Origin of the sequence: Rhizobium sp. 25PS6 (assembly GCF_032464655.1) — a bacterium.
Classification (GTDB): domain Bacteria; phylum Pseudomonadota; class Alphaproteobacteria; order Rhizobiales; family Rhizobiaceae; genus Rhizobium; species Rhizobium laguerreae.
This window is the reverse complement of sequence record NZ_JAWDIV010000013.1, coordinates 23,341-47,926: the sequence shown is the minus strand read 5'-3', so window position 1 is coordinate 47,926 and position 24,586 is coordinate 23,341. Positions and strand designations below refer to the sequence as shown.

General features: G+C 59.8%; 33 protein-coding genes. 32 read left to right on the top strand and 1 reads right to left on the bottom strand.

The genetic code is table 11. The features are described 5' to 3' along the window. Positions 1 to 185: 185 nt before the first annotated feature. Positions 186 to 4,394, top strand: coding sequence for a DNA-directed RNA polymerase subunit beta' (rpoC, locus tag RWK44_RS19495; protein ID WP_026158635.1), 4,209 nt, complete (start codon positions 186 to 188; stop codon positions 4,392 to 4,394). A 141-nt stretch (positions 4,395 to 4,535) separates the two neighbouring features. Here rpoC and RWK44_RS19490 read toward each other — a convergent pair whose 3' ends face one another. After that, positions 4,536 to 4,829 (bottom strand): hypothetical protein, encoded by a 294-nt coding sequence (locus RWK44_RS19490; protein WP_003547528.1) that lies wholly within the window; start codon positions 4,827 to 4,829, stop codon positions 4,536 to 4,538. A 497-nt stretch (positions 4,830 to 5,326) separates the two neighbouring features. Between RWK44_RS19490 and rpsL the strand changes: the two genes are divergently transcribed. From rpsL to rplQ, 31 genes are all read left to right on the top strand, one after another. Further along, entirely contained in the window at positions 5,327 to 5,698 is a 372-nt protein-coding gene (gene rpsL, locus RWK44_RS19485; protein WP_003547537.1) for a 30S ribosomal protein S12, read from the top strand. A gap of 76 nt (positions 5,699 to 5,774) precedes the next feature. Beyond that, entirely contained in the window at positions 5,775 to 6,245 is a 471-nt protein-coding gene (gene rpsG / locus RWK44_RS19480; protein ID WP_011651422.1) for a 30S ribosomal protein S7, read from the top strand. A 29-nt stretch (positions 6,246 to 6,274) separates the two neighbouring features. Further along, entirely contained in the window at positions 6,275 to 8,374 is a 2,100-nt protein-coding gene (fusA, locus tag RWK44_RS19475; RefSeq protein ID WP_018068032.1) for an elongation factor G, read from the top strand. Between the two features lie 68 nt (positions 8,375 to 8,442). After that, on the top strand, positions 8,443 to 9,618 hold the full coding sequence (gene tuf / locus RWK44_RS19470; protein ID WP_020049533.1) for an elongation factor Tu: 1,176 nt from the start codon (positions 8,443 to 8,445) through the stop codon (positions 9,616 to 9,618). Between the two features lie 154 nt (positions 9,619 to 9,772). Further along, a complete protein-coding gene (gene rpsJ / locus RWK44_RS19465; RefSeq protein WP_003547547.1) occupies positions 9,773 to 10,081 on the top strand; it encodes a 30S ribosomal protein S10 in 309 nt (102 codons plus the stop codon). 39 nt (positions 10,082 to 10,120) lie between these two features. Further along, positions 10,121 to 10,762 (top strand): 50S ribosomal protein L3, encoded by a 642-nt coding sequence (gene rplC / locus RWK44_RS19460; protein WP_003547548.1) that lies wholly within the window; start codon positions 10,121 to 10,123, stop codon positions 10,760 to 10,762. Between the two features lie 13 nt (positions 10,763 to 10,775). Then, positions 10,776 to 11,396 carry a 50S ribosomal protein L4 gene (gene rplD / locus RWK44_RS19455; RefSeq protein ID WP_003547549.1) on the top strand — a complete coding sequence of 207 codons (621 nt, stop codon included), beginning with the start codon at positions 10,776 to 10,778 and terminating at the stop codon, positions 11,394 to 11,396. Further along, positions 11,393 to 11,686 carry a 50S ribosomal protein L23 gene (locus RWK44_RS19450; protein WP_003547550.1) on the top strand — a complete coding sequence of 98 codons (294 nt, stop codon included), beginning with the start codon at positions 11,393 to 11,395 and terminating at the stop codon, positions 11,684 to 11,686. Before rplD ends, RWK44_RS19450 begins: the two co-directional genes overlap by 4 nt. An 11-nt stretch (positions 11,687 to 11,697) precedes the next feature. Continuing rightward, positions 11,698 to 12,534: a 50S ribosomal protein L2 gene (gene rplB, locus RWK44_RS19445; protein ID WP_077976456.1), complete on the top strand. Its 837-nt coding sequence runs from the start codon at positions 11,698 to 11,700 to the stop codon at positions 12,532 to 12,534. Between the two features lie 15 nt (positions 12,535 to 12,549). Further along, complete coding sequence (gene rpsS / locus RWK44_RS19440; protein ID WP_003547552.1) at positions 12,550 to 12,828, top strand: 30S ribosomal protein S19; 279 nt, start codon at positions 12,550 to 12,552, stop codon at positions 12,826 to 12,828. A gap of 2 nt (positions 12,829 to 12,830) precedes the next feature. Next, on the top strand, positions 12,831 to 13,220 hold the full coding sequence (gene rplV / locus RWK44_RS19435) for a 50S ribosomal protein L22 (RefSeq protein ID WP_003547553.1): 390 nt from the start codon (positions 12,831 to 12,833) through the stop codon (positions 13,218 to 13,220). After that, positions 13,220 to 13,951: a 30S ribosomal protein S3 gene (gene rpsC / locus RWK44_RS19430; protein ID WP_003547554.1), complete on the top strand. Its 732-nt coding sequence runs from the start codon at positions 13,220 to 13,222 to the stop codon at positions 13,949 to 13,951. The genes rplV and rpsC overlap by 1 nt, the downstream gene beginning before the upstream one ends. 36 nt (positions 13,952 to 13,987) lie before the next feature. After that, entirely contained in the window at positions 13,988 to 14,401 is a 414-nt protein-coding gene (gene rplP, locus RWK44_RS19425; protein WP_003547555.1) for a 50S ribosomal protein L16, read from the top strand. A gap of 12 nt (positions 14,402 to 14,413) precedes the next feature. After that, positions 14,414 to 14,614, top strand: a complete 201-nt coding sequence (gene rpmC, locus RWK44_RS19420; RefSeq protein ID WP_003547556.1) for a 50S ribosomal protein L29 — start codon at positions 14,414 to 14,416, stop codon at positions 14,612 to 14,614. A 12-nt stretch (positions 14,615 to 14,626) separates the two neighbouring features. Then, positions 14,627 to 14,866: a 30S ribosomal protein S17 gene (rpsQ, locus tag RWK44_RS19415; protein WP_003547557.1), complete on the top strand. Its 240-nt coding sequence runs from the start codon at positions 14,627 to 14,629 to the stop codon at positions 14,864 to 14,866. Between the two features lie 257 nt (positions 14,867 to 15,123). Further along, positions 15,124 to 15,492, top strand: a complete 369-nt coding sequence (gene rplN / locus RWK44_RS19410) for a 50S ribosomal protein L14 (RefSeq protein WP_003547558.1) — start codon at positions 15,124 to 15,126, stop codon at positions 15,490 to 15,492. A gap of 11 nt (positions 15,493 to 15,503) precedes the next feature. Beyond that, a complete protein-coding gene (rplX, locus tag RWK44_RS19405; protein WP_003547559.1) occupies positions 15,504 to 15,812 on the top strand; it encodes a 50S ribosomal protein L24 in 309 nt (102 codons plus the stop codon). Next, positions 15,805 to 16,362 carry a 50S ribosomal protein L5 gene (gene rplE / locus RWK44_RS19400; protein ID WP_168282620.1) on the top strand — a complete coding sequence of 186 codons (558 nt, stop codon included), beginning with the start codon at positions 15,805 to 15,807 and terminating at the stop codon, positions 16,360 to 16,362. The genes rplX and rplE overlap by 8 nt, the downstream gene beginning before the upstream one ends. Before the next feature lie 32 nt (positions 16,363 to 16,394). Then, positions 16,395 to 16,700: a 30S ribosomal protein S14 gene (gene rpsN, locus RWK44_RS19395; RefSeq protein ID WP_003547561.1), complete on the top strand. Its 306-nt coding sequence runs from the start codon at positions 16,395 to 16,397 to the stop codon at positions 16,698 to 16,700. Between the two features lie 12 nt (positions 16,701 to 16,712). Then, positions 16,713 to 17,111, top strand: coding sequence for a 30S ribosomal protein S8 (gene rpsH / locus RWK44_RS19390; protein WP_003547562.1), 399 nt, complete (start codon positions 16,713 to 16,715; stop codon positions 17,109 to 17,111). A 42-nt stretch (positions 17,112 to 17,153) separates the two neighbouring features. Further along, positions 17,154 to 17,687 carry a 50S ribosomal protein L6 gene (rplF, locus tag RWK44_RS19385; RefSeq protein ID WP_112902575.1) on the top strand — a complete coding sequence of 178 codons (534 nt, stop codon included), beginning with the start codon at positions 17,154 to 17,156 and terminating at the stop codon, positions 17,685 to 17,687. Positions 17,688 to 17,699: 12 nt separating this feature from the next. After that, a complete protein-coding gene (gene rplR / locus RWK44_RS19380) occupies positions 17,700 to 18,062 on the top strand; it encodes a 50S ribosomal protein L18 (protein ID WP_221946205.1) in 363 nt (120 codons plus the stop codon). 131 nt (positions 18,063 to 18,193) lie between these two features. Further along, positions 18,194 to 18,763: a 30S ribosomal protein S5 gene (gene rpsE, locus RWK44_RS19375; RefSeq protein WP_003547565.1), complete on the top strand. Its 570-nt coding sequence runs from the start codon at positions 18,194 to 18,196 to the stop codon at positions 18,761 to 18,763. 14 nt (positions 18,764 to 18,777) lie between these two features. Further along, positions 18,778 to 18,987: a 50S ribosomal protein L30 gene (rpmD, locus tag RWK44_RS19370; RefSeq protein ID WP_003547566.1), complete on the top strand. Its 210-nt coding sequence runs from the start codon at positions 18,778 to 18,780 to the stop codon at positions 18,985 to 18,987. A 16-nt stretch (positions 18,988 to 19,003) separates the two neighbouring features. Further along, the gene (rplO, locus tag RWK44_RS19365; protein ID WP_003547567.1) at positions 19,004 to 19,480 is read left to right on the top strand and encodes a 50S ribosomal protein L15; all 477 of its coding nucleotides are present in this window, start codon (positions 19,004 to 19,006) and stop codon (positions 19,478 to 19,480) included. 234 nt (positions 19,481 to 19,714) lie between these two features. Then, the gene (secY, locus tag RWK44_RS19360; RefSeq protein WP_131664196.1) at positions 19,715 to 21,055 is read left to right on the top strand and encodes a preprotein translocase subunit SecY; all 1,341 of its coding nucleotides are present in this window, start codon (positions 19,715 to 19,717) and stop codon (positions 21,053 to 21,055) included. Continuing rightward, entirely contained in the window at positions 21,052 to 21,702 is a 651-nt protein-coding gene (locus tag RWK44_RS19355) for an adenylate kinase (RefSeq protein WP_011651424.1), read from the top strand. The genes secY and RWK44_RS19355 overlap by 4 nt, the downstream gene beginning before the upstream one ends. 222 nt (positions 21,703 to 21,924) lie before the next feature. Continuing rightward, entirely contained in the window at positions 21,925 to 22,293 is a 369-nt protein-coding gene (gene rpsM / locus RWK44_RS19350; RefSeq protein ID WP_003573772.1) for a 30S ribosomal protein S13, read from the top strand. Positions 22,294 to 22,426: 133 nt separating this feature from the next. After that, positions 22,427 to 22,816 (top strand): 30S ribosomal protein S11, encoded by a 390-nt coding sequence (gene rpsK, locus RWK44_RS19345; protein WP_003547577.1) that lies wholly within the window; start codon positions 22,427 to 22,429, stop codon positions 22,814 to 22,816. 97 nt (positions 22,817 to 22,913) lie between these two features. Next, positions 22,914 to 23,924: a DNA-directed RNA polymerase subunit alpha gene (locus RWK44_RS19340; RefSeq protein WP_003547579.1), complete on the top strand. Its 1,011-nt coding sequence runs from the start codon at positions 22,914 to 22,916 to the stop codon at positions 23,922 to 23,924. A 177-nt stretch (positions 23,925 to 24,101) separates the two neighbouring features. Continuing rightward, on the top strand, positions 24,102 to 24,524 hold the full coding sequence (gene rplQ / locus RWK44_RS19335) for a 50S ribosomal protein L17 (protein ID WP_003558556.1): 423 nt from the start codon (positions 24,102 to 24,104) through the stop codon (positions 24,522 to 24,524). Positions 24,525 to 24,586 lie beyond the last annotated feature (62 nt).

Below are 24,586 nucleotides of genomic sequence, written 5' to 3'. Positions count from 1 at the left end.
TTGATAGGGCGTGCGCTGCCAATGCGGCGCACGCCGGTCCCACCGGGCGCCGATCCGTGTCGGCCCGGAAGGGAAGTTTCGCCGCATCCAGCGGTTATTCTCGTTTAAGCGAGGGAGGCGGCTCCCGGGAATTCGCCGCCGACCATCGCATTTTGAGGGCGCTTTAGCCCATGAAGGAGACAGGCATGAACCAAGAGGTCATGAATCTTTTCAATCCGCAGGTGCCTGCACAGAATTTCGATTCCATTCGGATTTCGATCGCGTCTCCGGAGAAGATCCTCTCCTGGTCTTACGGTGAGATCAAGAAGCCGGAAACCATCAACTACCGTACGTTCAAGCCGGAACGCGACGGTCTGTTCTGCGCGCGCATCTTCGGGCCGATCAAGGACTACGAATGCCTGTGCGGCAAGTACAAGCGCATGAAGTACAAGGGCATCATCTGCGAAAAGTGCGGCGTCGAAGTCACGCTGTCGCGCGTTCGCCGTGAGCGCATGGGCCATATAGAGCTCGCTGCTCCCGTTGCCCACATCTGGTTCCTGAAGTCGCTGCCATCACGCATTTCGACGCTGCTCGACATGACGCTGAAGGATGTCGAGCGCGTCCTCTACTTCGAAAACTACATCGTCACCGAGCCGGGCCTGACCGCCCTGAAGGAGCACCAGCTCCTTTCGGAAGAAGAGTACATGCTCGCCGTCGACGAATACGGCGAAGACCAGTTCACCGCGATGATCGGCGCCGAGGCGATCTACGAGATGCTGGCCTCGATGAACCTCGAAAAGATCGCTGGCGACCTTCGCGCCGAGCTTGCCGACACCACGTCGGATCTCAAGCAGAAGAAGCTGATGAAGCGCCTGAAGATCGTCGAGAACTTCATGGAGTCGGGCAACCGTCCGGAATGGATGATCATGAAGGTCGTTCCGGTCATCCCGCCGGATCTGCGTCCGCTGGTGCCGCTCGACGGCGGCCGTTTCGCGACGTCGGATCTGAACGATCTCTACCGCCGCGTCATCAACCGTAACAACCGTCTGAAGCGCCTGATCGAGCTTCGTGCGCCTGGCATCATCATCCGCAACGAAAAGCGCATGCTGCAGGAATCCGTTGACGCGCTGTTCGACAACGGCCGTCGCGGCCGCGTCATCACCGGCGCCAACAAGCGTCCGCTGAAGTCGCTCTCCGACATGCTGAAGGGCAAGCAGGGCCGCTTCCGCCAGAACCTGCTCGGCAAGCGCGTCGACTATTCCGGCCGTTCGGTCATCGTCACCGGTCCGGAACTGAAGCTGCACCAGTGCGGCCTGCCGAAGAAGATGGCGCTCGAGCTCTTCAAGCCGTTCATCTATGCCCGCCTCGACGCCAAGGGTTACTCCTCGACCGTCAAGCAGGCCAAGAAGCTGGTCGAAAAGGAAAAGCCGGAAGTCTGGGATATCCTCGACGAGGTCATCCGCGAGCATCCGGTTCTCTTGAACCGCGCACCGACGTTGCACCGCCTGGGCATCCAGGCCTTCGAACCTATCCTGGTCGAAGGCAAGGCGATCCAGCTGCATCCGCTCGTCTGCACGGCCTTCAACGCTGACTTCGACGGCGACCAGATGGCCGTCCACGTGCCGCTGTCACTCGAAGCCCAGCTCGAAGCCCGCGTGCTGATGATGTCGACCAACAACATCCTGCATCCGGCCAACGGCGCGCCGATCATCGTTCCCTCGCAGGACATGGTTCTCGGCCTCTACTATCTGTCGATCCTCAACCAGAACGAGCCGGGCGAAGGCATGGCCTTCTCCGATCTCGGCGAGCTGCATCACGCCCTCGAAAGCAAGGTCGTGACGCTGCACACCAAGATCCGCGGCCGCTTCAAGTCGGTCGACGAGGATGGCAAGCCTTACTCGAAGATCTATGAGACGACGCCTGGCCGGTTGCTCATCGGCGAACTGTTGCCGAAGAACGGCAAGGTTCCCTTCGATATCTGCAACCAGGAAATGACCAAGAAGAACATCTCGAAGATGATCGACACGGTCTATCGCCATTGCGGCCAGAAGGACACGGTCATTTTCTGCGACCGCATCATGCAGCTCGGCTTCGCCCACGCCTGCCGCGCCGGCATTTCATTCGGCAAGGACGACATGGTCATTCCGGATGCCAAGGCCAAGATCGTTGCCGACACCGAAAACCTGGTGAAGGAATACGAGCAGCAGTACAATGACGGCCTCATCACTCAGGGCGAGAAGTACAACAAGGTTGTCGACGCCTGGGGCAAGGCGACCGAAAAGGTCGCCGAAGAGATGATGGCCCGCATCAAGGCGGTTGAATTCGACGAGAAGACCGGTCGCCAGAAGCCGATGAACTCGATCTACATGATGAGCCACTCCGGTGCCCGCGGTTCTCCGAACCAGATGCGCCAGCTGGGCGGCATGCGTGGCCTCATGGCCAAGCCGTCGGGCGAAATCATCGAGACGCCGATCATCTCGAACTTCAAGGAAGGCCTGACCGTCAACGAGTACTTCAACTCGACGCACGGCGCCCGTAAGGGTCTGGCAGACACCGCCCTGAAGACCGCCAACTCCGGCTACCTGACCCGCCGTCTCGTCGACGTCGCGCAGGATTGCATCGTCACGCATGTCGATTGCGGAACGCAGACGGGCCTCACCATGACCGCCATCGTCGATGCCGGCCAGGTGGTTGCCTCGATCGGCGCCCGTATCCTCGGCCGCACGGCGCTCGATGACATCGATCATCCGGTCACGGGTGAGCGCATCGTCGATGCCGGCAGGATGATCCTCGAGCCCGACGTCGTCGAAATCGAGAAGGCCGGCATCCAGTCGATCCGCATCCGCTCGGCACTGACCTGCGAAATCCAGACGGGCGTCTGCTCGGTCTGCTACGGCCGCGACCTCGCGCGCGGTACGCCGGTCAATATGGGCGAAGCCGTCGGCGTCATCGCTGCTCAGTCGATCGGCGAGCCGGGCACCCAGCTCACCATGCGTACCTTCCACCTTGGTGGTACAGCAACCGTGGTCGACCAGTCGTTCCTCGAAGCCTCGTACGAAGGTACGGTGCAGATCAAGAACCGCAACATCCTGCGCAACTCCGATGGCAACCTCGTTGCCATGGGCCGCAACATGACCGTCCAGATCCTGGACGAACGTGGTGTCGAGCGGTCGTCGCAGCGCGTGGCCTACGGTTCGAAGCTGCATGTCGACGAAGGCGACAAGGTCAAGCGCGGCCAGCGCCTGGCAGAGTGGGACCCCTACACCCGTCCGATGATGACGGAAGTGGCCGGTACCGTTCAGTTTGAGGATCTGGTCGACGGTCTTTCCGTTCTGGAAGCGACCGACGAATCGACCGGCATCACCAAGCGTCAGGTCATCGACTGGCGTTCGACCCCGCGCGGCTCGGACCTCAAGCCGGCGATCGTCATCAAGGATGCCAGCGGCAATATCGCGAAGCTGTCTCGTGGCGGTGACGCTCGCTTCTTCCTCTCGGTCGATGCGATCCTGTCGGTCGAGCCGGGCACGAAGGTCTCCCAGGGTGACGTTCTCGCCCGTTCGCCGCTCGAAAGCGCCAAGACCAAGGACATCACCGGCGGTCTGCCGCGTGTTGCCGAGCTGTTCGAAGCCCGCCGTCCGAAGGACCATGCCATCATCGCAGAGATCGATGGTACGATCCGTCTCGGCCGTGACTACAAGAACAAGCGTCGCGTCATCATCGAGCCGGCGGAAGACGGTGTCGAGCCTGTCGAATACCTGATCCCGAAGGGCAAGCCCTTCCACCTTCAGGAAGGCGACTATATCGAAAAGGGTGACTACATCCTCGACGGTAACCCGGCTCCGCACGACATCCTGGCGATCAAGGGCGTGGAGGCTCTGGCCTCCTACCTCGTCAACGAGATCCAGGAAGTCTACCGCCTGCAGGGCGTCGTCATCAACGACAAGCACATCGAGGTGATTGTCCGTCAGATGCTGCAGAAGGTTGAGATCACCGATGCAGGCGACTCGACCTATATCGTCGGCGACAATGTCGACCGGATCGAGCTCGAAGACGTCAACGATCACCTGATCGAGCAGGGCAAGAAGCCAGCCTATGGCGATCCGGTTCTTCTCGGCATCACCAAGGCATCGCTGCAGACCCCGTCCTTCATCTCGGCCGCGTCCTTCCAGGAAACGACGAAGGTGCTGACGGAAGCTGCGATCGCCGGCAAGACCGATGGCCTGCAGGGTCTGAAGGAAAACGTCATCGTCGGCCGCCTTATCCCGGCCGGTACCGGCGGCACCATGACCCAGATCCGCCGCATCGCCACGTCGCGCGACGAGATGATCCTCGAAGAGCGCCGCAAGGGCACGGGTGCTGCCGTCGCCACGCCCATGCTGCAGGACATGGCCGAAAAGGCTCCGGCTGCGGAATAATCCGCAGCTGAAGTCGATGAATTGAAAAACCGCCCGGAGCGATCCGGGCGGTTTTTCATATTTAGGTTGCTCTGATAGGACGGGCGGGGAGGGAGGCTGCTTCCGCTTATGCTGCCTTGACAGCGTGAGCGGCGGCTCCCTTCAGTTGAACCGGATGATCGCGACTTCCCCTTCGACGGCGCCCTGGTAGGCAGATGCGTGTGGCTCTTCGGCCGGGACCTCGGTCAGCATGCCGATCTGGTCGAGATCGGCCTCGATGAAGCCTTCCTCGGCAAGGGCGTTCAAGGCCTCGCGTACGGCAGTGTCGTCGTCAGGCGCCTTCAGCATGATGTGCAGGTCGATGCCTTCGCTGGCGTCGGACTCGTAGCCCTTGCCGATGATGATGAAGATCATCGGGCCGTCGAAATTATTGTCGTTATCAGGTGTTGTGATCATCGCCTGTCCTTCGGCTCTTTGACGATTCGGTCGCTCGAATCCTGCTGTGAGGGCCGAACGCCGCAATTGCTGATTCCTTAACTGTTTTTGCTGCAATGCCCAAGTTTTTATCTTGGTGCACGCCCGTCAATTCGTCTAGAAGGATGAAACAGGGCGTTCGGCCGGCATATCAAGGCGATACGGCGAGTTTATTTCTTAACCGGCCTTGACGAGACGGGTGGAAACCAGTAGTACCCCGGCCATCAGATCCCATGTGAGGCTTGGCTGTTCGGGGCGACTCGCCCTGAAGTTCACCTCAAACAAGGTTCTAAACGCACGTTGAAGTCATGATGCTGCACGCACGACGCATATTCTATGCGTCCTCTGCTCCTTGTGGTCCATCTGCGGAAGCGGATCGGGCCATATTTTGCGCATTGACGGAAAGCATGCGTCACTGCCGGAGACGGCGCGAGTTCAAGCCCGCAAGGGTACTGAGATAAAACGTAAGGGATGGTTGAATGCCTACCGTAAACCAGCTGATCCGCAAGCCTCGCCAGGCGAACGTAAAGCGTAACAAGGTTCCCGCACTCCAGGAGAACCCGCAGAAGCGCGGCGTTTGCACGCGCGTCTACACGACGACGCCGAAGAAGCCGAACTCGGCTCTGCGTAAGGTCGCAAAGATCCGCCTGACCAACGGCTTCGAAGTCATTGGTTACATCCCCGGCGAAGGTCACAACCTTCAGGAACACTCCGTCGTCATGATCCGTGGCGGCCGCGTCAAGGACCTTCCGGGTGTCCGTTATCACATCATCCGCGGCGTTCTCGATACTCAGGGTGTCAAGAACCGCAAGCAGCGCCGCTCCAAGTACGGCGCGAAGCGTCCGAAGTAATTCGGTTTTTGAATAATCCGGCGCTGCGCGAGGTCCTCCGCGTCATGAAGCGCCTTAACGGTTGAAGAGACAAAATATGTCCAGACGTCATAAAGCAGAAAAGCGCGAAATCAATCCGGACCCGAAGTTCGGCGATCTCGTCGTCACCAAGTTCATGAATGCCATCATGCTCGACGGCAAGAAGTCCGTTGCTGAAAACATCGTCTACGGTGCGTTCGACGTTGTCCAGGGCAAGGCCAAGCAGGAGCCGCTCACGGTATTCCATTCTGCGCTTGAGAACATTGCGCCGCACGTTGAAGTTCGCTCGCGTCGTGTCGGTGGTGCGACCTATCAGGTCCCTGTCGATGTTCGTCCGGAGCGCCGCCAGGCTCTTGCTATTCGCTGGCTGATCGCTGCTGCCCGCAAGCGCAATGAAACGACTATGGTTGACCGCCTTTCCGGCGAACTGCTCGATGCGTCCAACAACCGCGGCTCCGCCGTCAAGAAGCGCGAAGACACGCACAAGATGGCTGACGCCAACCGTGCGTTCTCGCACTATCGCTGGTAATTCCGAACGGTATCGAAAGGCAGTCCACAATGGCTCGCGAATATAAGATCGAAGACTACCGCAATTTCGGTATCATGGCGCATATCGACGCCGGCAAGACCACGACCACCGAGCGTATTCTTTATTACACCGGCAAGTCGCACAAGATCGGCGAAGTCCACGACGGCGCAGCCACCATGGACTGGATGGAGCAGGAGCAGGAGCGTGGCATCACGATCACCTCTGCTGCCACCACGACCTACTGGAAGGGCCGTGACGGCAAAATGCGCCGCTTCAACATCATCGACACTCCCGGCCACGTCGACTTCACCATTGAAGTCGAGCGTTCGCTGCGCGTTCTCGACGGCGCCATCGCGCTGCTCGACGCCAACGCCGGTGTTGAGCCGCAGACGGAAACCGTCTGGCGTCAGGCCGAGAAGTACAATGTCCCGCGGATGATCTTCTGCAACAAGATGGACAAGACCGGCGCGGACTTCTACCGCTCCGTCGAGATGATCAAGACCCGTCTCGGTGCAACGGCTGTCGTCATGCAGCTGCCGATCGGTGCGGAGACCGAATTTAAGGGCGTCATCGACCTGGTCGAGATGAACGCACTCATCTGGCGCGACGAGTCGCTCGGCGCCCAGTGGGATGTCGTCGAGATCCCCGAGGACATGAAGGCCAAGGCTGAAGAATATCGCGAAAAGCTGATCGAGACGGTCGTCGACATCGACGAAGCCGCCACCGAAGCATACCTCGAAGGTATTCTGCCCGACAACGATCAGATCCGTGCGCTGGTTCGCCGCGGCACGATCGACGTCAAGTTCCACCCGATGTTCTGCGGCACTGCCTTCAAGAACAAGGGCGTGCAGCCGCTGCTCGACGCCGTCGTCGACTATCTGCCGTCACCGATGGACATCCCGGCGATCAAGGGCATCGACTTCAAGACGGAAGCCGAAATCGAGCGTCATGCCGACGACAGCGAGCCGCTTTCCATGCTCGCCTTCAAGATCATGAATGACCCCTTCGTCGGTTCGCTGACCTTCGCCCGCATCTACTCCGGCAAGCTCGAAAAGGGCGCGTCGGTCATCAACACGGTCAAGGACAAGCGCGAGCGCGTCGGCCGTATGCTGCAGATGCACTCCAACTCGCGTGAAGACATCGAAGAAGCCTTCGCAGGCGACATCGTGGCTCTCGCCGGCCTCAAGGAAACCACGACAGGCGACACGCTCTGCGATCCGCTGAAACCGGTTATCCTCGAGCGCATGGAATTCCCGGAGCCGGTCATCCAGATCGCCATCGAGCCGAAGACCAAGGGCGACCAGGAAAAGATGGGCCTCGCGCTCAACCGCCTGGCTGCTGAAGATCCGTCCTTCCGCGTCAAGACCGACCAGGAATCAGGCCAGACCATCATCGCCGGCATGGGCGAACTGCATCTCGACATCATCGTCGACCGCATGCGTCGTGAATTCAAGGTCGAAGCAACCGTCGGCGCGCCGCAGGTTGCCTACCGTGAAACCATCACCCGGACGCATGAAGAAGACTACACGCACAAGAAGCAGTCCGGTGGTACCGGCCAGTTCGCGCGCGTCAAGATCGTCTTCGAACCGAACCCGGAAGGCGACGAATTCAAATTCGAATCGAAGATCGTCGGCGGTTCCGTTCCGAAGGAATACATCCCCGGCGTCCAGAAGGGCATCGAAAGCGTTCTGTCTTCGGGTCCGCTCGCAGGCTTCCCGATGCTCGGCGTCAAGGCAACCCTCATCGATGGCGCCTTCCACGACGTCGACTCCTCGGTTCTCGCCTTCGAAATCGCATCGCGTGCCTGCTTCCGTGAAGCAGCCAAGAAGGCCGGCGCTCAGCTGCTTGAGCCGATGATGAAGGTCGAAGTCGTCACCCCGGAAGATTACGTCGGCGACGTTATCGGCGACCTGAACTCCCGTCGCGGTCAGATCCAGGGCCAGGAAAGCCGTGGTATCGCCGTCGTCATCAACGCGAACGTCCCGCTCGCGAATATGTTCAAGTACGTCGACAACCTGCGCTCCATGTCCCAGGGCCGCGCCCAGTACACGATGACCTTCGATCACTATTCGCCGGTCCCGTCGAACGTCGCAACTGAAATCCAGGCAAAGTATTCCGGTCAGAAGTGACCGGAATACCAATTGACCGATAACAAGAATTAGATCCCTTCGGGGACTAGCAAAACGGAGACCCGAAAATGGGAAAGAGTAAGTTTGAGCGCAACAAGCCGCACGTCAACATTGGCACGATTGGCCACGTTGACCACGGCAAGACGTCTCTGACGGCAGCGATCACGAAGTACTTCGGTGAGTACAAGGCGTACGATCAGATCGACGCGGCTCCGGAAGAGAAGGCGCGTGGCATCACGATTTCGACGGCCCACGTTGAGTACGAGACGCCGGCGCGCCACTACGCCCACGTCGACTGCCCCGGCCACGCCGACTACGTCAAGAACATGATCACCGGTGCTGCCCAGATGGACGGCGCGATCCTGGTATGCTCGGCCGCTGACGGCCCGATGCCGCAGACGCGCGAACACATCCTGCTGGCTCGCCAGGTCGGCGTTCCGGCAATCGTGGTGTTCCTGAACAAGGTCGACCAGGTTGACGACGCCGAGCTTCTCGAACTGGTCGAGCTCGAAGTGCGCGAACTGCTGTCGTCCTACGACTTCCCGGGCGACGATATTCCGATCGTCAAGGGTTCGGCGCTTGCTGCTCTCGAAGATTCGGACAAGAAGATCGGCGAAGACGCGATCCGCGAACTGATGGCCGCTGTCGACGCCTACATCCCGACGCCTGAGCGTCCGATCAACCTGCCGTTCCTGCTGCCGATCGAAGACGTGTTCTCGATCTCTGGCCGCGGCACGGTTGTGACCGGCCGCGTCGAGCGTGGCATCGTCAAGGTTGGCGAAGAAGTCGAGATCGTCGGCATCCGCCCGACGACGAAGACGACGGTGACCGGCGTTGAAATGTTCCGCAAGCTGCTCGATCAGGGCCAGGCTGGCGACAACATCGGTGCGCTGATCCGCGGCGTCACCCGTGATGGCGTTGAGCGTGGCCAGATTCTGTGCAAGCCGGGTTCAGTCAAGCCGCACAAGAAGTTCATGGCAGAAGCCTACATCCTGACGAAGGAAGAGGGTGGCCGTCATACGCCGTTCTTCACCAACTATCGTCCGCAGTTCTACTTCCGCACGACCGACGTGACGGGCATCGTGACGCTGCCGGAAGGTACGGAGATGGTCATGCCGGGCGACAACGTCACGGTATCGGTCGAGCTGATCGTTCCGATCGCGATGGAAGAAAAGCTGCGTTTCGCCATCCGCGAAGGCGGCCGCACCGTCGGCGCCGGTATCGTCGCGTCGATCGTCGAGTAATTAGCGGCTGGGCCACCTGGCCCAAGGAAAGGATAGGGACGCCGATCTCGGTGTCCCTCTCGATCTTTGAAACCGGTGGCCCGCTAACGTAACTGAAGGTAAGTCGTGTCCCTAAGCGGTGACACGCGGATAACAGACACAAGGATAAAGTCGAATGAACGGCCAGAATATCCGCATCCGCCTGAAGGCGTTCGATCACCGGATTCTCGACGCCTCAACGCGTGAGATCGTATCGACGGCTAAGCGCACCGGTGCAAGCGTCCGGGGCCCCGTTCCGCTTCCGACCCGCATCGAGAAGTTTACGGTCAACCGGTCCCCGCACATCGACAAGAAGAGCCGCGAACAGTTCGAGATGCGCACGCATAAGCGCCTTCTCGATATCGTTGACCCGACCCCGCAGACGGTAGACGCGCTGATGAAGCTCGATCTCGCCGCCGGTGTCGATGTTGAGATCAAGCTCTGAGACCTCGGGTCTTCGGGCTGAGTGAGAAGGATTGAACCGATGCGTTCAGGTGTGATTGCACAGAAGGTGGGAATGACCCGCGTCTATAACGACGCCGGCGAGCATGTCCCGGTAACGGTACTGCGTATGGAAGGCTGCCAGGTCGTAGCCACGCGCACTGTCGAAAAGAATGGCTATACCGCAGTTCAGCTCGGTGCCGGCCAGGCGAAGGTGAAGAACACGTCGAAGGCGATGCGCGGCAACTTTGCCATTGCCAACGTCGAGCCGAAGGCCAAGCTGACGGAATTCCGCGTGTCGGAAGATCAACTGCTTGAGGTCGGCACTGAGATCAAGGCGGGTCACTTTGCAGCCGGTCAGCTCGTCGACGTGACGGGCACGACGATCGGTAAGGGTTTTGCCGGCGCCATGAAGCGTCACGGTTTCGGCGGTCTGCGTGCCACGCACGGTGTGTCGGTGTCTCACCGTTCGCACGGTTCGACCGGCTCGCGCCAGGATCCGGGCAAGGTTTTCAAGAACAAGAAGATGGCTGGTCACATGGGCCAGACGCGCGTCACGACGCAGAACCTGGAAGTAGTTTCGACCGACGAAGATCGTGGTCTGATCCTGATCAAGGGTGCTGTTCCTGGTTCCAAGGGTGCTTGGATCATCGTGCGCGACGCCGTCAAGTCGGCCGCGAAGTAAGGGAGCCAGATCAATGGAATTCAACGTCAAGACCCTCGAGGGAAAAGACGCCGGGAAGGTTTCCCTTTCGGACGCTATTTTCGGCCTCGAGCCCCGCGAAGACATTCTCGCCCGCGTCATCCGCTGGCAGCTTGCCAAGAAGCAGCAGGGCACGCACAAGGCTAAGGGCCGCGCGGAAGTTTCGCGCACCGGCGCCAAGATGTACAAGCAGAAGGGTACGGGCCGCGCCCGCCACCATTCGGCTCGCGCTCCGCAGTTCCGCGGCGGCGGCAAGGCTCACGGCCCGGTTGTCCGCAGCCACGAGCACGATCTTCCGAAGAAGGTTCGCGCACTCGGCCTTCGCCACGCACTTTCGGCCAAGATCAAGGCCGATGACGTCATCGTCATCGACAACCTGGTTGCCGCTGAAGCCAAGACCAAGTCGCTCGCGTCCGTTTTCGAGACGCTCGGCCTGACCAACGCCCTCTTCATCGGCGGCGCAGAGCTTGACGGCAACTTCAAGCTCGCAGCTCAGAACATCCCGAACATCGATGTTCTGCCGATTCAGGGCATCAACGTTTACGACATCGTGCGCCGCGGCAAGCTCGTGCTTTCCAAGGCTGCGGTTGAAGCGCTAGAGGAGCGATTCAAGTGACCGATCTTCGCCACTACGATGTGATCGTCTCTCCGGCGATCACCGAAAAGTCCACGCTGGTATCCGAAAACAATCAGGTTGTTTTCAATGTCGCCAAGCAGGCGACGAAGCCGGAAATCAAGGCTGCGGTCGAGGCGCTGTTTGGCGTTAAGGTCACGGCTGTCAACACTCTGCTGCGCAAAGGCAAGACCAAGCGGTTCCGCGGTTTCGTCGGCAAGCAGAAGGACGTGAAGAAGGCTGTTGTGACGCTGGCTGAAGGCCAGACGATCGACGTCTCCACCGGTCTCTGAGGTATAAGAAAATGGCATTGAAAACTTTCAATCCGATCACCCCGAGCCAGCGCCAGCTGGTCATCGTCGACCGCTCCGCCCTCTACAAGGGCAAGCCGGTCAAGGCGCTGACGGAAGGTCTGACCAAGAGTGGCGGTCGTAACAACCTCGGCCGCATCACCGCCCGCTTCATCGGCGGCGGTCACAAGCGCACCTATCGTCTAGTCGACTTCAAGCGTCGCAAGTTCGACGTCGAAGGCACGGTCGAGCGTATCGAATACGATCCGAACCGCACGGCTTTCATCGCGCTGGTGAACTATGCTGACGGCGAGAAGGCTTATATCCTCGCTCCTCAGCGCCTCGCTGCCGGTGACAAGGTCATCGCTTCCGAGAAGGCTGTCGACGTCAAGCCCGGCAACACCATGCCGCTGCAGTTCATCCCGGTCGGCTCCATCATCCACAACGTGGAAATGAAGCCGGGCAAGGGTGGTCAGATCGCTCGCTCCGCCGGTGGTTACGCACAGCTCGTTGGCCGCGACCAGGGCATGGCGATCCTTCGCCTGAACTCCGGTGAACAGCGTCTCGTCCATGGCTCCTGCCTTGCTTCGATCGGCGCCGTCTCCAACCCTGATCACGCCAACATCAACGACGGCAAGGCCGGTCGTACCGTTTGGCGCGGCAAGCGTCCGCATAACCGCGGTGTCGTCATGAACCCGGTCGACCATCCGCACGGCGGTGGTGAAGGCCGCACCTCCGGTGGTCGCCATCCGGTGACACCGTGGGGCAAGCCGACCAAGGGCAAGCGCACCCGGTCGAACAAGTCGACCGACAAGATGATCATGCGCTCGCGTCATCAGCGTAAGAAGTAAGAGAGGAAGTCTCCAATGGCTCGTTCAGTATGGAAAGGTCCGTTCGTTGACGGCTATCTTCTCAAGAAGGCTGAGAAGGTTCGTGAAGGCGGTCGTAGTGAAGTGATCAAGATCTGGAGCCGTCGCTCCACGATCCTGCCGCAGTTCGTCGGTCTCACCTTCGGCGTCTACAACGGCAGCAAGCATATCCCGGTCAGTGTCAATGAAGACATGGTCGGTCACAAATTCGGTGAATTCTCTCCGACCCGCACCTACTACGGTCACGGCGCGGACAAGAAGGCGAAGAGGAAGTAACAATGGGCAAGGCAAAAGCCGAACGCCGGCTGAAGGACAACGAGGCGCAAGCAGTCGCCCGCACGCTCCGCGTCAGCCCCCAGAAGCTCAACCTGGTTGCTGCGGCTATCCGCGGCAAGAAGGTCGAGCGCGCACTCGCTGAGCTGGAGTTCTCCCGCAAGCGCATCGCAGGCGCCGTCAAGAAGACGCTCGAATCTGCGATCGCCAACGCCGAGAACAACCACGATCTCGACGTCGACTCGCTGGTTGTCGCCGAGGCCTATGTCGGCAAGTCGATCGTCATGAAGCGTTTCCACGCTCGTGGCCGCGGTCGCGCGTCGCGCATCGAAAAGCCCTTCGCGCACCTGACGATCGTCGTTCGTGAAGTGCAGGCAGCAGAGGAGGCCGCATAATGGGTCAGAAAATCAATCCAATCGGTTTCCGTCTCGGAATCAACCGTACCTGGGATAGCCGCTGGTTTGCGGACAATGCCGAGTACGGTCAGCTGCTGCACGAAGACCTGAAGATGCGCAAGTTCGTCATGAGCGAACTGAAGCAGGCCGGGATCTCCAAGGTGGTCATCGAGCGTCCGCACAAGAAGTGCCGCGTCACGATCCACTCGGCACGTCCGGGCCTGATCATCGGCCGCAAGGGCGCTGACATCGACAAGCTCCGCAAGAAGCTGTCGGAGATGACCAATTCGGAAACGCACCTCAACATCGTCGAAGTGCGCAAGCCCGAAGTCGATGCGACGCTGGTCGCTCAGTCGATCGCCCAGCAGCTCGAGCGTCGCGTGGCTTTCCGTCGCGCCATGAAGCGCGCCGTTCAGTCCGCGATGCGTCTTGGCGCCGAAGGCATCAAGATCACCTGCGCTGGCCGTCTCGGCGGCGCTGAAATCGCCCGTACGGAATGGTACCGCGAAGGTCGTGTGCCGTTGCACACGCTGCGCGCCGACATCGACTACGGCACGGCTGAAGCAGAAACCGCGTTCGGCATCTGCGGCATCAAGGTCTGGATCTTCAAGGGCGAAATCCTTGAGCATGATCCGATGGCTTCCGAGCGCCGCGCGATGGAAGGTGACGCCCAGGGTCCGGCAAGCCGTGATCGTGACCGCGACAGAGACCGTCGCCGCGACAACGCTTGATAGCGCGCGTGGCAGAGAAGTTCGGAGAATAAGAAAATGTTGCAGCCAAAGCGTACCAAGTACCGCAAGCAGTTCAAGGGCCGCATCAAGGGCGTCGCCAAGGGCGGTTCTGACCTGGCATTCGGCGAATTCGGCCTGAAGGCACAGGAACCCAACCGCGTCAATGCGCGCGAGATCGAAGCGGCCCGCCGCGCGATCACGCGTTATATGAAGCGCGCCGGCCGTGTATGGATCCGCGTGTTCCCGGACGTTCCGGTAACCAAAAAGCCGACCGAAGTCCGTATGGGTAAGGGTAAGGGCTCCGTTGAATATTGGGCATGCAAGGTCAAGCCTGGCCGTATGATGTTCGAGATCGACGGTGTCAGCGAAGAAATCGCCCGTGAGGCGCTTCGCCTCGGCTCTGCCAAGCTCTCGGTCAAGACGCGCTTCGTTCAGCGCATTGCAGAGTAAGGGATTGAGCTCATGAAAGCCTCAGACGTTCGCGGGTTCACCGCCGACCAACTCAAGGACGAGCTTGCCAAGCTGAAGAAGGAGCAGTTCAACCTGCGCTTCCAGAAGGCGACCGGCCAGCTCGAAAAGTCCTCGCGCATCAACGAAGTCCGCAAGGACATCGCCCGCGTGAAAACCATTGCCCGCCAGAAGGCGGCAGAAGTTAAGGCCTAAAGGAAGAAAAATATGCCGAAGCGCATCCTGCAGGGCGTCGTCGTTGGCGACAAGAACGAGAAGACGGTAGTGGTTCGTGTCGAGCGTCGTTTCGCTCATCCGCTGCTCCAGAAGACCGTTCGTCGTTCCAAGAAGTACAAGGCCCACGACGAGAACAATCAGTACAAGATTGGCGATACCGTATCCATCGAGGAATGCGCGCCGATCTCCAAGGACAAGCGCTGGACGGTGATTTCCGCCCAGGGCAAGTAACAGAATTTTGCGCGGGGCCTTGCGTCTCGCCGAAATATCTGTATGAAGCAGCGTCAGAACGCTCGAATGCCGGGCGTTCTTTTGCTTTGAGCGCACGGAAGGTCCCGTTCGGGAAACCACCCTGGCACGATCGATCCCGCGCTATTCAGCTATTGCCGCGTCTGTGCTGCCTCATGGCAGCTCGGCCGGCGAAATTTTCATAAGCCGGAGTAGGGGGCTAGCCCAACCATTCCGGTAAACCAAGAAGGCGACCTGATATGATTCAGATGCAAACAAACCTCGACGTCGCGGATAATTCCGGCGCACGTCGTGTCATGTGCATCAAGGTGCTGGGCGGCTCGAAGCGCAAGTATGCCTCGATCGGCGACGTCATCGTCGTTTCGATCAAGGAAGCGATCCCGCGCGGCCGTGTGAAGAAGGGTGACGTGATGAAGGCGGTTGTCGTTCGCACCGCCAAGGACATCCGTCGTGCGGATGGCTCCGTCATCCGCTTCGACACCAACGCAGCAGTCCTCATCGACAACAAGAAAGAGCCGATCGGCACCCGTATCTTCGGACCGGTTCCGCGCGAACTTCGCGCCAAGAACCACATGAAGATCATCTCGCTGGCTCCCGAAGTACTGTAAGGAGCGAAGCGATGCAGAAGATTCGTAAGGGCGACAAGGTCGTCATGCTCGCTGGCAAGGACAAGGGCCGTACCGGCGAAGTTGTCCAGGTCATGCCGAAGGAAGATCGTGCCGTTGTTCGTGGCGTCAACGTCGTCAAGCGCCACCAGCGCCAGACGCAGACCCAGGAAGCCGGCATCATCAACAAAGAAGCCCCGGTTCACCTCTCCAACGTTGCAATCATCGACAAGGACGGCAAGCCGACCCGCGTCGGTTTCAAGGTTGTTGACGGCAAGAAGGTCCGTGTGGCCAAGCGTTCTGGAGAAGTGATCGATGGCTGAGGCAAAATATGAGCCGCGGCTCAAGAAGGAATATGTCGAGCGCATCCGCAAGGCGATGCAGGAGCAGTTCTCCTACGTCAACGAGATGATGATTCCGAAGCTCGACAAGATCGTGATCAACATGGGTGTCGGCGAAGCGACCGCTGACTCGAAGAAGCCGACGGTAGCTGCCGCCGACCTCGCAGCGATTGCCGGCCAGAAGCCGGTCATCACCCGCGCACGTAACTCTATCGCAGGCTTCAAGCTCCGCGAACAGATGCCGATCGGCGCGAAGGTCACCCTGCGCGGCGCCCGCATGTACGAGTTCATGGACCGTCTCGTGAACATCGCGCTCCCGCGCGTTCGCGACTTCCGCGGCCTGAACCCGAAAAGCTTTGACGGCCGTGGCAACTTCGCCATGGGCATCAAGGAGCACATTGTGTTCCCTGAGATCAACTACGACAAGGTTGATCAGATGTGGGGCATGGACATCATCGTTTGCACGACGGCGACGACCGACGACGAAGCACGGGCTCTTCTGAAAGAGTTCAGCTTCCCGTTCCGTCAATAACCGTAACGACGAGCGTAGAAAAGGAACCTGACATGGCGAAGACAAGCGCAGTTGAAAAGAACAAGCGCCGCCGTACTACGGTCGCTAACCAGGCCGCTAAGCGGGCTGGGTTGAAGGCGATCATCATGAACCAGGCTCTTCCGATCGAAGAGCGGTTCAAGGCCTCGATCAAGCTGGCATCCCTGCCGCGTGATGGATCGAAGACCCGTATTCGCAACCGTTGCGAAGTTTCGGGGCGTCCGCGCGCATATTACCGCAAACTGCGCATGTCGCGTATTGCGCTGCGTGAACTCGGCAATCTCGGCAAGGTGCCGGGTATCGTCAAGTCGAGCTGGTAAGGAGCAGGTTACATGACAATGACTGATCCGTTGGGCGATATGCTCACTCGCATCCGTAACGGCGCTTCCCGCCGCAAGTCGTCGGTTTCGACGCCTGCTTCGAAGCTCCGTGCACGTGTTCTCGATGTTCTGCAGTCCGAAGGCTACATCCGTGGCTATTCCGTTGTCGATTTTGGCAATGGCAAGTCGGAACTCAGCATCGAGCTGAAATATTATGAAGGCGCATCGGTGATCCGTGAGATCGGCCGTGTGTCCAAGCCGGGCCGCCGGGTTTATGTCTCGGTCAAGTCCATTCCGCAGGTCGCGAACGGTCTCGGCATCACCATCCTTTCGACTCCGAAGGGTGTGATGGCCGATCACCAGGCTCGCGAACAGAACGTTGGTGGCGAGGTTCTTTGCTCGGTCTTCTAAGATCGGGCAGGGATCTCCATAGCGAACAGACAGGATTGAAACATGTCTCGTATCGGTAAGAAGCCCGTTCAGGTGCCTGCTGGGATCACGGCTACGGTCGATGGCCAGAAGGTGACTGCAAAGGGCCCGAAGGGCGAGCTGTTTTTCGTTGCTAACGACGAAATCAGCCTCAAGCTTGAAAATAACGCCGTCGTCGTGACGCCGGTGAACCAGACCAAGGATGCGCGCGCAAAGTGGGGCATGTCCCGCACGATGATCGAAGGCATCTTCAAGGGCGTCAAGGACGGTTTCGAGCGCAAGCTTGAAATCAACGGCGTCGGTTACCGCGCCGCCATGCAGGGCAAGAACCTGCAGCTGGCCCTCGGTTTCAGCCACGACGTGATCTACGAGCCGCCGATCGGTATCTCGATCGTTGTTCCGAAGCCGACGGAAATCGTCGTCAGCGGCATCAACAAGCAGCAGGTCGGTCAGGTTGCCGCCGAAATCCGCGAATATCGCGGTCCCGAGCCCTACAAGGGCAAGGGCGTCAAGTACGCTGACGAGCGGATCGTCCGCAAAGAAGGCAAGAAGAAGTAAGGATCACGCGAAATGGCTAGCAGGAAAGAAGCACTTGCACGTCGTGCCAACCGCGTGCGCCGTCATCTCAAGTTGGTGGCCAATGGCCGTCCACGCCTGTCGGTTCATCGCTCCTCGAAGAACATCTACGCCCAGGTCATCGATGACGTGGCCGGCAAGACGCTTGCGTCTGCCTCCACCCTCGAGAAGGATCTGCGCGGTTCTCTGAAGACCGGTGCCGATACCGCCGCCGCTACCGTTGTGGGCAAGCTCCTCGCAGAGCGCGCCTCCAAGGCCGGTGTTACGGAAGTCGTGTTCGACCGTGGCGCCTTCATCTATCACGGCCGCATCAAGGCTCTCGCCGAAGCGGCCCGCGAAGGCGGTCTCACCTTCTGATCAGTTTCCGGCCGGACGCCTCAAGCGCCGGCCGGATTTTCGCCGGACCGCAGGCACTCTCCGAAAGGGGAGGCTGATGCGGTCCACATTTGTTTGCCGATTGCACCCGGAAAAGAAAAAGGAAGAGGACAATGGCACAGGAAAGAAGGCCGCAGCGGGACGACCGCCAGAGCCGTGAAGAGCGCGATAGCGAATTCGTCGACAAGCTTGTCGCGATCAACCGCGTCGCCAAGGTCGTCAAGGGCGGCCGTCGTTTCGGTTTCGCAGCACTCGTCGTCGTCGGCGACCAGAAGGGCCGCGTCGGCTTCGGCCATGGCAAGGCGCGTGAAGTGCCGGAAGCCATCCGCAAGGCAACCGAAGCCGCCAAGCGCGAACTGATCTTCGTACCGCTGCGTGACGGCCGTACGCTGCATCACGACGTTCATGGCCGCCACGGCGCCGGCAAGGTTCTGCTGCGCTCGGCCAAGGTCGGTACCGGCATCATCGCCGGCGGCCCGATGCGCGCCGTATTCGAGACGCTCGGCATGCACGACGTCGTCGCCAAGTCGACCGGTTCGTCGAACCCCTACAACATGGTTCGCGCCACCTTCGACGCTCTGAAGCACCAGGTTCACCCGAAGGACATCGCAGCTCAGCGCGGCATCAAGTATGCAACGCTGCAGGCTCGTCGTAGCGCCTCCGGCAACGCCTCTGAAGAATAAGAGGAGTTTGACAGATGGCCAAGGCTACCAAGAAGGCTGAAGCGAAGACTGTCACGATCGAACAGATCGGCAGCCCGATTCGCCGTCCGGATGTCCAGCAGCGCACGCTGATCGGTCTCGGACTGAACAAGATGCACCGTCGCCGCACGCTGGAGGATACCCCTTCCGTTCGTGGCATGATCCGTGCTGTCCAGCATCTCGTTCGCGTCGTCGACGAGAAGTGAGACGGAGGAAACGCTCATGAAACTCAATGAAATTAAAGACAACGAAGGCTCGACCCACAGCCGCAAGCGCCTCGGCCGCGGTATCGGCTCGGGTTCTGGCAAGACTGGTGGTCGCGGCGTGAAGGGTCAGAAGTCCCGTTCGGGCGTCGCCATCAACGGCTTCGAGGGCGGCCAGATGCCGATCTATCGTCGCCTGCCGAAGCGCGGCTTCAACAACATTTTCGCTTCTGATTTTGTTGTCGTATCGCTGGCCCGTATCCAGACGGCGATCGACGCCGGCAAGCTCGATGCCAAGACGACCGTTGACGCAGCTGCCCTCAAGGCTGCTGGTGTCATCCGCCGCGTCAAGGATGGCGTTCGCGTTCTCGCCGATGGCGAGATCAAGGCCAAGATCACCATCGTCGTTGCAGGCGCCTCCAAGCCTGCCGTCGAGAAGATCGAAAAGGCCGGCGGCACCGTGACGCTGCTTTCGGCTCCGGCTGCAGCCGAATAATAATCTGATGATATATCGCCCGGGGTGCTTCACACCGGGCGATTTTGCTCCCATATGTGGGCCTCACAAAAACTTGGCTGGCGCGCCCGCGTCATGCCGGTAAGACTCGAAAACAAGGGTGAGGCATGGGGTTGCGTTGCAATCCGTCCTAAGCCCGGTTTTGAATAATTTCATACTGATTCCGGGTCCGGTCTGTCCCCCAGAGACGCCGGAATTGGTAGCGCGGAGAAATGCATGGCTTCTGCAGCGGAACAATTGGCATCCAACCTCAATTTTTCGACCTTCGCCAAAGCCGAGGATTTGAAGAAGCGCTTGTGGTTCACACTGGCAGCTCTCCTCGTCTACCGACTCGGCACGCATATTCCGCTTCCAGGCCTCAATCCCGAAGCCTATGCCCAGGCTTTCCGCGGCCAGGCAGGCGGCATTCTCGGCCTTTTCAACATGTTTTCGGGCGGCGCCGTTGAGCGCATGGCAATCTTCGCGCTCGGCATCATGCCTTATATCTCCGCCTCGATCATCGTGCAGCTGATGACTTCGGTCGTGCCGGCGCTCGAAAACCTCAAGAAGGAAGGCGAGCAGGGCCGTAAGATCATCAACCAGTATACCCGCTACGGTACCGTTATCCTCGGTGCGCTGCAGGCCTATGGCATTGCCGCCGGCCTTGAAAGCGGCCAAGGCTTGGTCGTCGACCCGGGCTGGTTCTTCCGCGTCTCCACCGTTCTGACGCTGCTCGGCGGCACGATGTTCCTGATGTGGCTCGGTGAGCAGATCACCTCGCGCGGCATTGGCAACGGCATCTCGCTGATCATCTTCGCCGGCATCGCCGCCGGCCTTCCCACTGCTCTTGCCGGCACGCTCGAACTCGGCCGCACCGGCGCGCTGTCGACCCCGCTGATCCTGCTCGTGATCATCGTCGCGATCGCCGTCATCGCCATCATCGTCTTCGTCGAGCGCGCCCAGCGCCGACTGCTGATCCAGTATCCGAAGCGCCAGGTCGGCAACCGGATGTTCCAGGGCGATACGTCCCACCTGCCGTTGAAACTCAACACATCAGGTGTCATTCCGGCAATCTTCGCATCGTCGCTGCTGCTTCTGCCGGCAACGATTGCGGGTTTTGCCAGCACCACGGCAATGCCCTCCTGGGCGACATCGATCGTCGCGGCCCTCGGTCATGGCCAGCCACTCTATATGGTGCTCTATGCGGCGCTGATCGCCTTCTTCGCCTTCTTCTATACGGCCATCGTCTTTAATCCGAAGGACACGGCTGATAATCTGAAGAAGCATGGCGGCTTCATTCCCGGCATCCGTCCGGGCGAGCGCACCGCCGAATATATCGACTACGTGCTGACCCGAATCACGGTGATCGGCGCGCTCTATCTCGTCTTCGTCTGCATCCTTCCGGAGATATTGGTGTCGCAAACCGGCATTCCATTAGCCCTTGGTGGGACTTCGCTTTTGATCGTGGTTAGCGTAACTCTTGATACGGTTGCACAGATCCAGGGTCACCTGATCGCGCAGCAATACGAAGGCCTGATCAAGAAATCGAAGTTGCGTGGAGGAAAGAGGGGGCGATGAGACTTATCCTTTTGGGGCCGCCGGGCGCGGGTAAGGGAACCCAGGCCCAGCGGATCGTGGAAAAGCACGGCATTCCGCAGCTTTCCACGGGGGACATGCTGCGTGCAGCGGTTAACGCCGGCACCGATGTCGGCAAGCGCGCGAAGGCGGTCATGGACGCCGGCAAGCTCGTCTCGGATGAGATTGTCATTGCCATCGTTTCCGAGCGTATCGATCAACCCGATTGCGCCAACGGCTTCATCCTCGACGGATTCCCCAGGACGCTTGTCCAGGCGGACGCCACCGAGGCGATGCTGAAGGCAAAAGGCCTCGACCTTTCGGTCGTCATCGAATTCCGTGTCAATGACGACGAGTTGGTTCGTCGCGTTGCCGGTCGCTACTCCTGTGCACAGTGTGGCAGCGTCTATCACGATACCGATAAGGTTCCGGCTGCCGAGGGCGTGTGCGACAAGTGCGGTTCCACGCACTTCAAGCGCCGTCCTGATGACACTCCGGAGACCATGACGGCTCGTCTGCAGGTCTACTACAAGGAGACCTCACCGCTGATCGGCTATTACCATGCCAAGGGCAAGCTCAAGTCCGTGGACGGGATGGCAGAGATCGATCAGGTGACGGCCGAAGTTGAAAGCATTCTTTCCAAGCTTTAAGGCTTTGAAAATAAACTTGGCGGAACGGTTGCTTTTCAGCAGTGATTCCGCTAAACACCGCGCCAACTCGCGACATTCCATGCGATCGGCGCGGATTTCCCAGGGAAGTCCGGGTGCGGTCGTTTTGACATGTTACGGACGTAAATCTGAACGGGCGGTTCTCAAGAGCCGCATAACGAAGCCCACTTGCCGGATGGCAACTGGAATGCAAGGAGAACAGGCGTGGCACGTATCGCTGGCGTCAACATCCCGACTGCGAAGCGCGTTGTTATTGCGCTGACCTACATTCACGGGATCGGTCCGAAATTCGCACAGGAAATCGTCGAAAAGGTCGGTATCCCGGCCGAACGTCGTGTGCATCAGCTGACGGACGCAGAAGTCCTTCAGATCCGCGAAGCCATCGACCGCGACTATCAGGTCGAAGGCGATCTTCGTCGCGATACCGCGATGAACATCAAGCGCCTGATGGACCTCGGCTGCTACCGCGGCCTGCGTCATCGCCGCGGCCTTCCGGTTCGCGGTCAGCGCACGCATACCAATGCCCGCACCCGCAAGGGCCCGGCAAAGGCAATCGCTGGCAAGAAGAAGTAATTTCCGGGAAACCGGGGTGGGGAGGCTGGCGGTCTGCGCCGGCCTCCTTTGAGTTTGGAGCGGGACCATATAGGCGCCGTTCCGGTGTAGCCGCTGGCATTACGGCGGTGAAGAGATCAACGAAAGGAATACCATGGCTAAGGAAGCCGTCCGCGTTCGCCGTCGCGAGCGCAAGAATATCTCGTCGGGTGTCGCTCACGTCAACTCGACCTTCAACAACACGATGATCACCATCACCGATGCGCAGGGCAATGCGATCGCCTGGTCGTCGGCTGGCGCCAAGGGCTTCAAGGGCTCGCGCAAGTCGACCCCGTTCGCTGCCCAGATCGCTGCCGAAGACTGCGCCAAGAAGGCCCAGGAGCACGGCATGAAGTCGCTGGAAGTCGAAGTCTGCGGTCCGGGTTCGGGTCGTGAATCGGCTCTGCGCGCGCTCCAGGCTGCAGGTTTCATGATCACGTCCATCCGCGACGTGACCCCGATCCCGCACAATGGCTGCCGTCCGCGCAAGAAGCGCCGCGTCTGATCATCGCTCTCGTCACCGGTGAGCGCCTGCGCGCTCCCGGTGGTTTTCAAGCTCGGTTGCCACGATTGGATGGTGGCAACGAACGGAAGGCAATCTCATGATTCAGAAGAACTGGCAGGAACTGATCAAGCCGAACAAGGTGGAGTTCTCTTCGAGCTCGCGCACCAGGGCGACGCTTGTTGCCGAACCGCTGGAGCGCGGCTTCGGCCTCACCCTCGGCAACGCGCTTCGCCGCGTTCTGCTCTCCTCGCTGCGCGGTGCTGCCGTCACGGCGGTGCAGATCGATGGCGTGCTGCATGAATTTTCCTCGATTCCGGGCGTCCGCGAAGACGTCACGGACATCGTGCTCAACATCAAGGAAATCGCCATCAAGATGGATGGCGATGATGCAAAACGCATGGTCGTGCGTAAGCAGGGCCCGGGCGTTGTCACGGCTGGCGACATTCAGACGGTCGGCGATATCGAAATCCTCAACCCCGAGCATGTCATCTGCACGCTCGACGAGGGCGCCGAGATCCGCATGGAATTCACCGTCAACAACGGTAAGGGTTACGTTCCGGCCGAACGCAATCGTGCGGAAGATGCTCCGATCGGTCTCATCCCGGTCGACAGCCTCTATTCGCCGGTCAAGAAGGTGTCCTACAAGGTTGAAAATACCCGCGAAGGACAGGTTCTCGACTACGACAAGCTGAACATGACCATCGAAACCGATGGCTCGATCACCGGCGAAGACGCCGTCGCGTTTGCGGCGCGCATCCTCCAGGATCAGCTTGGCGTCTTCGTCAACTTCGACGAGCCGCAGAAGGAAACCGAAGAGGAAGCAGTCACCGAACTCGCTTTCAACCCGGCTCTCCTGAAGAAGGTGGACGAACTCGAACTGTCGGTCCGTTCGGCAAACTGCCTGAAGAACGACAACATCGTCTACATCGGCGACCTCATTCAGAAGACCGAAGCAGAAATGCTCCGCACACCGAATTTTGGTCGCAAGTCGCTGAACGAAATCAAGGAAGTTCTCGCTTCCATGGGCCTGCACCTCGGCATGGAAGTGCCGGCATGGCCGCCCGAGAACATCGAAGATCTCGCCAAGCGTTACGAAGACCAGTACTGAGCGGCGTGAGGAAAAGTGTAAAGCGGTTTTCCGCTCTCACGCCGATCGCAAGAACATAACAAAAGGCAGGCTCTTTCGGCTGCCTTTCCCCGTCAAACAGCAGGCCGATCGCCTGCATGTGCCAGGAAACGGCAGGCCTACTTAGCGTAAGGGCACCTGCATTAAAGGAGAATAGCAATGCGCCATGGTAAAGCCGGCCGCAAGCTGAATAGAACTGCAAGCCACCGCAAGGCGATGTTCGCCAACATGGCGGCTTCGCTGATTACCCACGAGCAGATCGTCACGACCCTGCCGAAGGCCAAGGAAATCCGTCCGATCGTCGAGAAGCTCGTCACGCTCGGCAAGCGCGGCGACCTGCATGCTCGCCGTCAGGCGATCTCGCAGATCCGCGATGCTGCCGTCGTTTCGAAGCTGTTCGACACGATCGCAACGCGCTACGCCACCCGCAACGGCGGCTACCTGCGCATCATGAAGGCCGGCTTCCGCCAGGGCGACAATGCCGCCATGGCTGTGATCGAATTCGTTGACCGCGATGCCTATGCCAAGGGCGCAGCCGACAAGGCCCGCGTCGCTGCCGAAGAGCAGGCCGTCGCCGCTTAAATCTTTCGCTCCGGCGGAAACAAAACAGCCGGGCTGCAAAGCCCGGCTGTTTTTGTTTCTGA

Bases quoted from the DNA above. Each gene is read 5' to 3' on its own strand.
- rpoC (WP_026158635.1), top strand. From the start codon at position 186: ATGAACCAAGAGGTCATGAATCTTTTCAATCCGCAGGTGCCTGCACAG.
- RWK44_RS19490 (WP_003547528.1), bottom strand. From the start codon at position 4,829: ATGATCACAACACCTGATAACGACAATAATTTCGACGGCCCGATGATC.
- rpsL (WP_003547537.1), top strand. From the start codon at position 5,327: ATGCCTACCGTAAACCAGCTGATCCGCAAGCCTCGCCAGGCGAACGTA.
- rpsG (WP_011651422.1), top strand. From the start codon at position 5,775: ATGTCCAGACGTCATAAAGCAGAAAAGCGCGAAATCAATCCGGACCCG.
- fusA (WP_018068032.1), top strand. From the start codon at position 6,275: ATGGCTCGCGAATATAAGATCGAAGACTACCGCAATTTCGGTATCATG.
- tuf (WP_020049533.1), top strand. From the start codon at position 8,443: ATGGGAAAGAGTAAGTTTGAGCGCAACAAGCCGCACGTCAACATTGGC.
- rpsJ (WP_003547547.1), top strand. From the start codon at position 9,773: ATGAACGGCCAGAATATCCGCATCCGCCTGAAGGCGTTCGATCACCGG.
- rplC (WP_003547548.1), top strand. From the start codon at position 10,121: ATGCGTTCAGGTGTGATTGCACAGAAGGTGGGAATGACCCGCGTCTAT.
- rplD (WP_003547549.1), top strand. From the start codon at position 10,776: ATGGAATTCAACGTCAAGACCCTCGAGGGAAAAGACGCCGGGAAGGTT.
- rplB (WP_077976456.1), top strand. From the start codon at position 11,698: ATGGCATTGAAAACTTTCAATCCGATCACCCCGAGCCAGCGCCAGCTG.
- rpsS (WP_003547552.1), top strand. From the start codon at position 12,550: ATGGCTCGTTCAGTATGGAAAGGTCCGTTCGTTGACGGCTATCTTCTC.
- rplV (WP_003547553.1), top strand. From the start codon at position 12,831: ATGGGCAAGGCAAAAGCCGAACGCCGGCTGAAGGACAACGAGGCGCAA.
- rpsC (WP_003547554.1), top strand. From the start codon at position 13,220: ATGGGTCAGAAAATCAATCCAATCGGTTTCCGTCTCGGAATCAACCGT.
- rplP (WP_003547555.1), top strand. From the start codon at position 13,988: ATGTTGCAGCCAAAGCGTACCAAGTACCGCAAGCAGTTCAAGGGCCGC.
- rpmC (WP_003547556.1), top strand. From the start codon at position 14,414: ATGAAAGCCTCAGACGTTCGCGGGTTCACCGCCGACCAACTCAAGGAC.
- rpsQ (WP_003547557.1), top strand. From the start codon at position 14,627: ATGCCGAAGCGCATCCTGCAGGGCGTCGTCGTTGGCGACAAGAACGAG.
- rplN (WP_003547558.1), top strand. From the start codon at position 15,124: ATGATTCAGATGCAAACAAACCTCGACGTCGCGGATAATTCCGGCGCA.
- rplX (WP_003547559.1), top strand. From the start codon at position 15,504: ATGCAGAAGATTCGTAAGGGCGACAAGGTCGTCATGCTCGCTGGCAAG.
- rplE (WP_168282620.1), top strand. From the start codon at position 15,805: ATGGCTGAGGCAAAATATGAGCCGCGGCTCAAGAAGGAATATGTCGAG.
- rpsN (WP_003547561.1), top strand. From the start codon at position 16,395: ATGGCGAAGACAAGCGCAGTTGAAAAGAACAAGCGCCGCCGTACTACG.
- rpsH (WP_003547562.1), top strand. From the start codon at position 16,713: ATGACAATGACTGATCCGTTGGGCGATATGCTCACTCGCATCCGTAAC.
- rplF (WP_112902575.1), top strand. From the start codon at position 17,154: ATGTCTCGTATCGGTAAGAAGCCCGTTCAGGTGCCTGCTGGGATCACG.
- rplR (WP_221946205.1), top strand. From the start codon at position 17,700: ATGGCTAGCAGGAAAGAAGCACTTGCACGTCGTGCCAACCGCGTGCGC.
- rpsE (WP_003547565.1), top strand. From the start codon at position 18,194: ATGGCACAGGAAAGAAGGCCGCAGCGGGACGACCGCCAGAGCCGTGAA.
- rpmD (WP_003547566.1), top strand. From the start codon at position 18,778: ATGGCCAAGGCTACCAAGAAGGCTGAAGCGAAGACTGTCACGATCGAA.
- rplO (WP_003547567.1), top strand. From the start codon at position 19,004: ATGAAACTCAATGAAATTAAAGACAACGAAGGCTCGACCCACAGCCGC.
- secY (WP_131664196.1), top strand. From the start codon at position 19,715: ATGGCTTCTGCAGCGGAACAATTGGCATCCAACCTCAATTTTTCGACC.
- RWK44_RS19355 (WP_011651424.1), top strand. From the start codon at position 21,052: ATGAGACTTATCCTTTTGGGGCCGCCGGGCGCGGGTAAGGGAACCCAG.
- rpsK (WP_003547577.1), top strand. From the start codon at position 22,427: ATGGCTAAGGAAGCCGTCCGCGTTCGCCGTCGCGAGCGCAAGAATATC.
- RWK44_RS19340 (WP_003547579.1), top strand. From the start codon at position 22,914: ATGATTCAGAAGAACTGGCAGGAACTGATCAAGCCGAACAAGGTGGAG.
- rplQ (WP_003558556.1), top strand. From the start codon at position 24,102: ATGCGCCATGGTAAAGCCGGCCGCAAGCTGAATAGAACTGCAAGCCAC.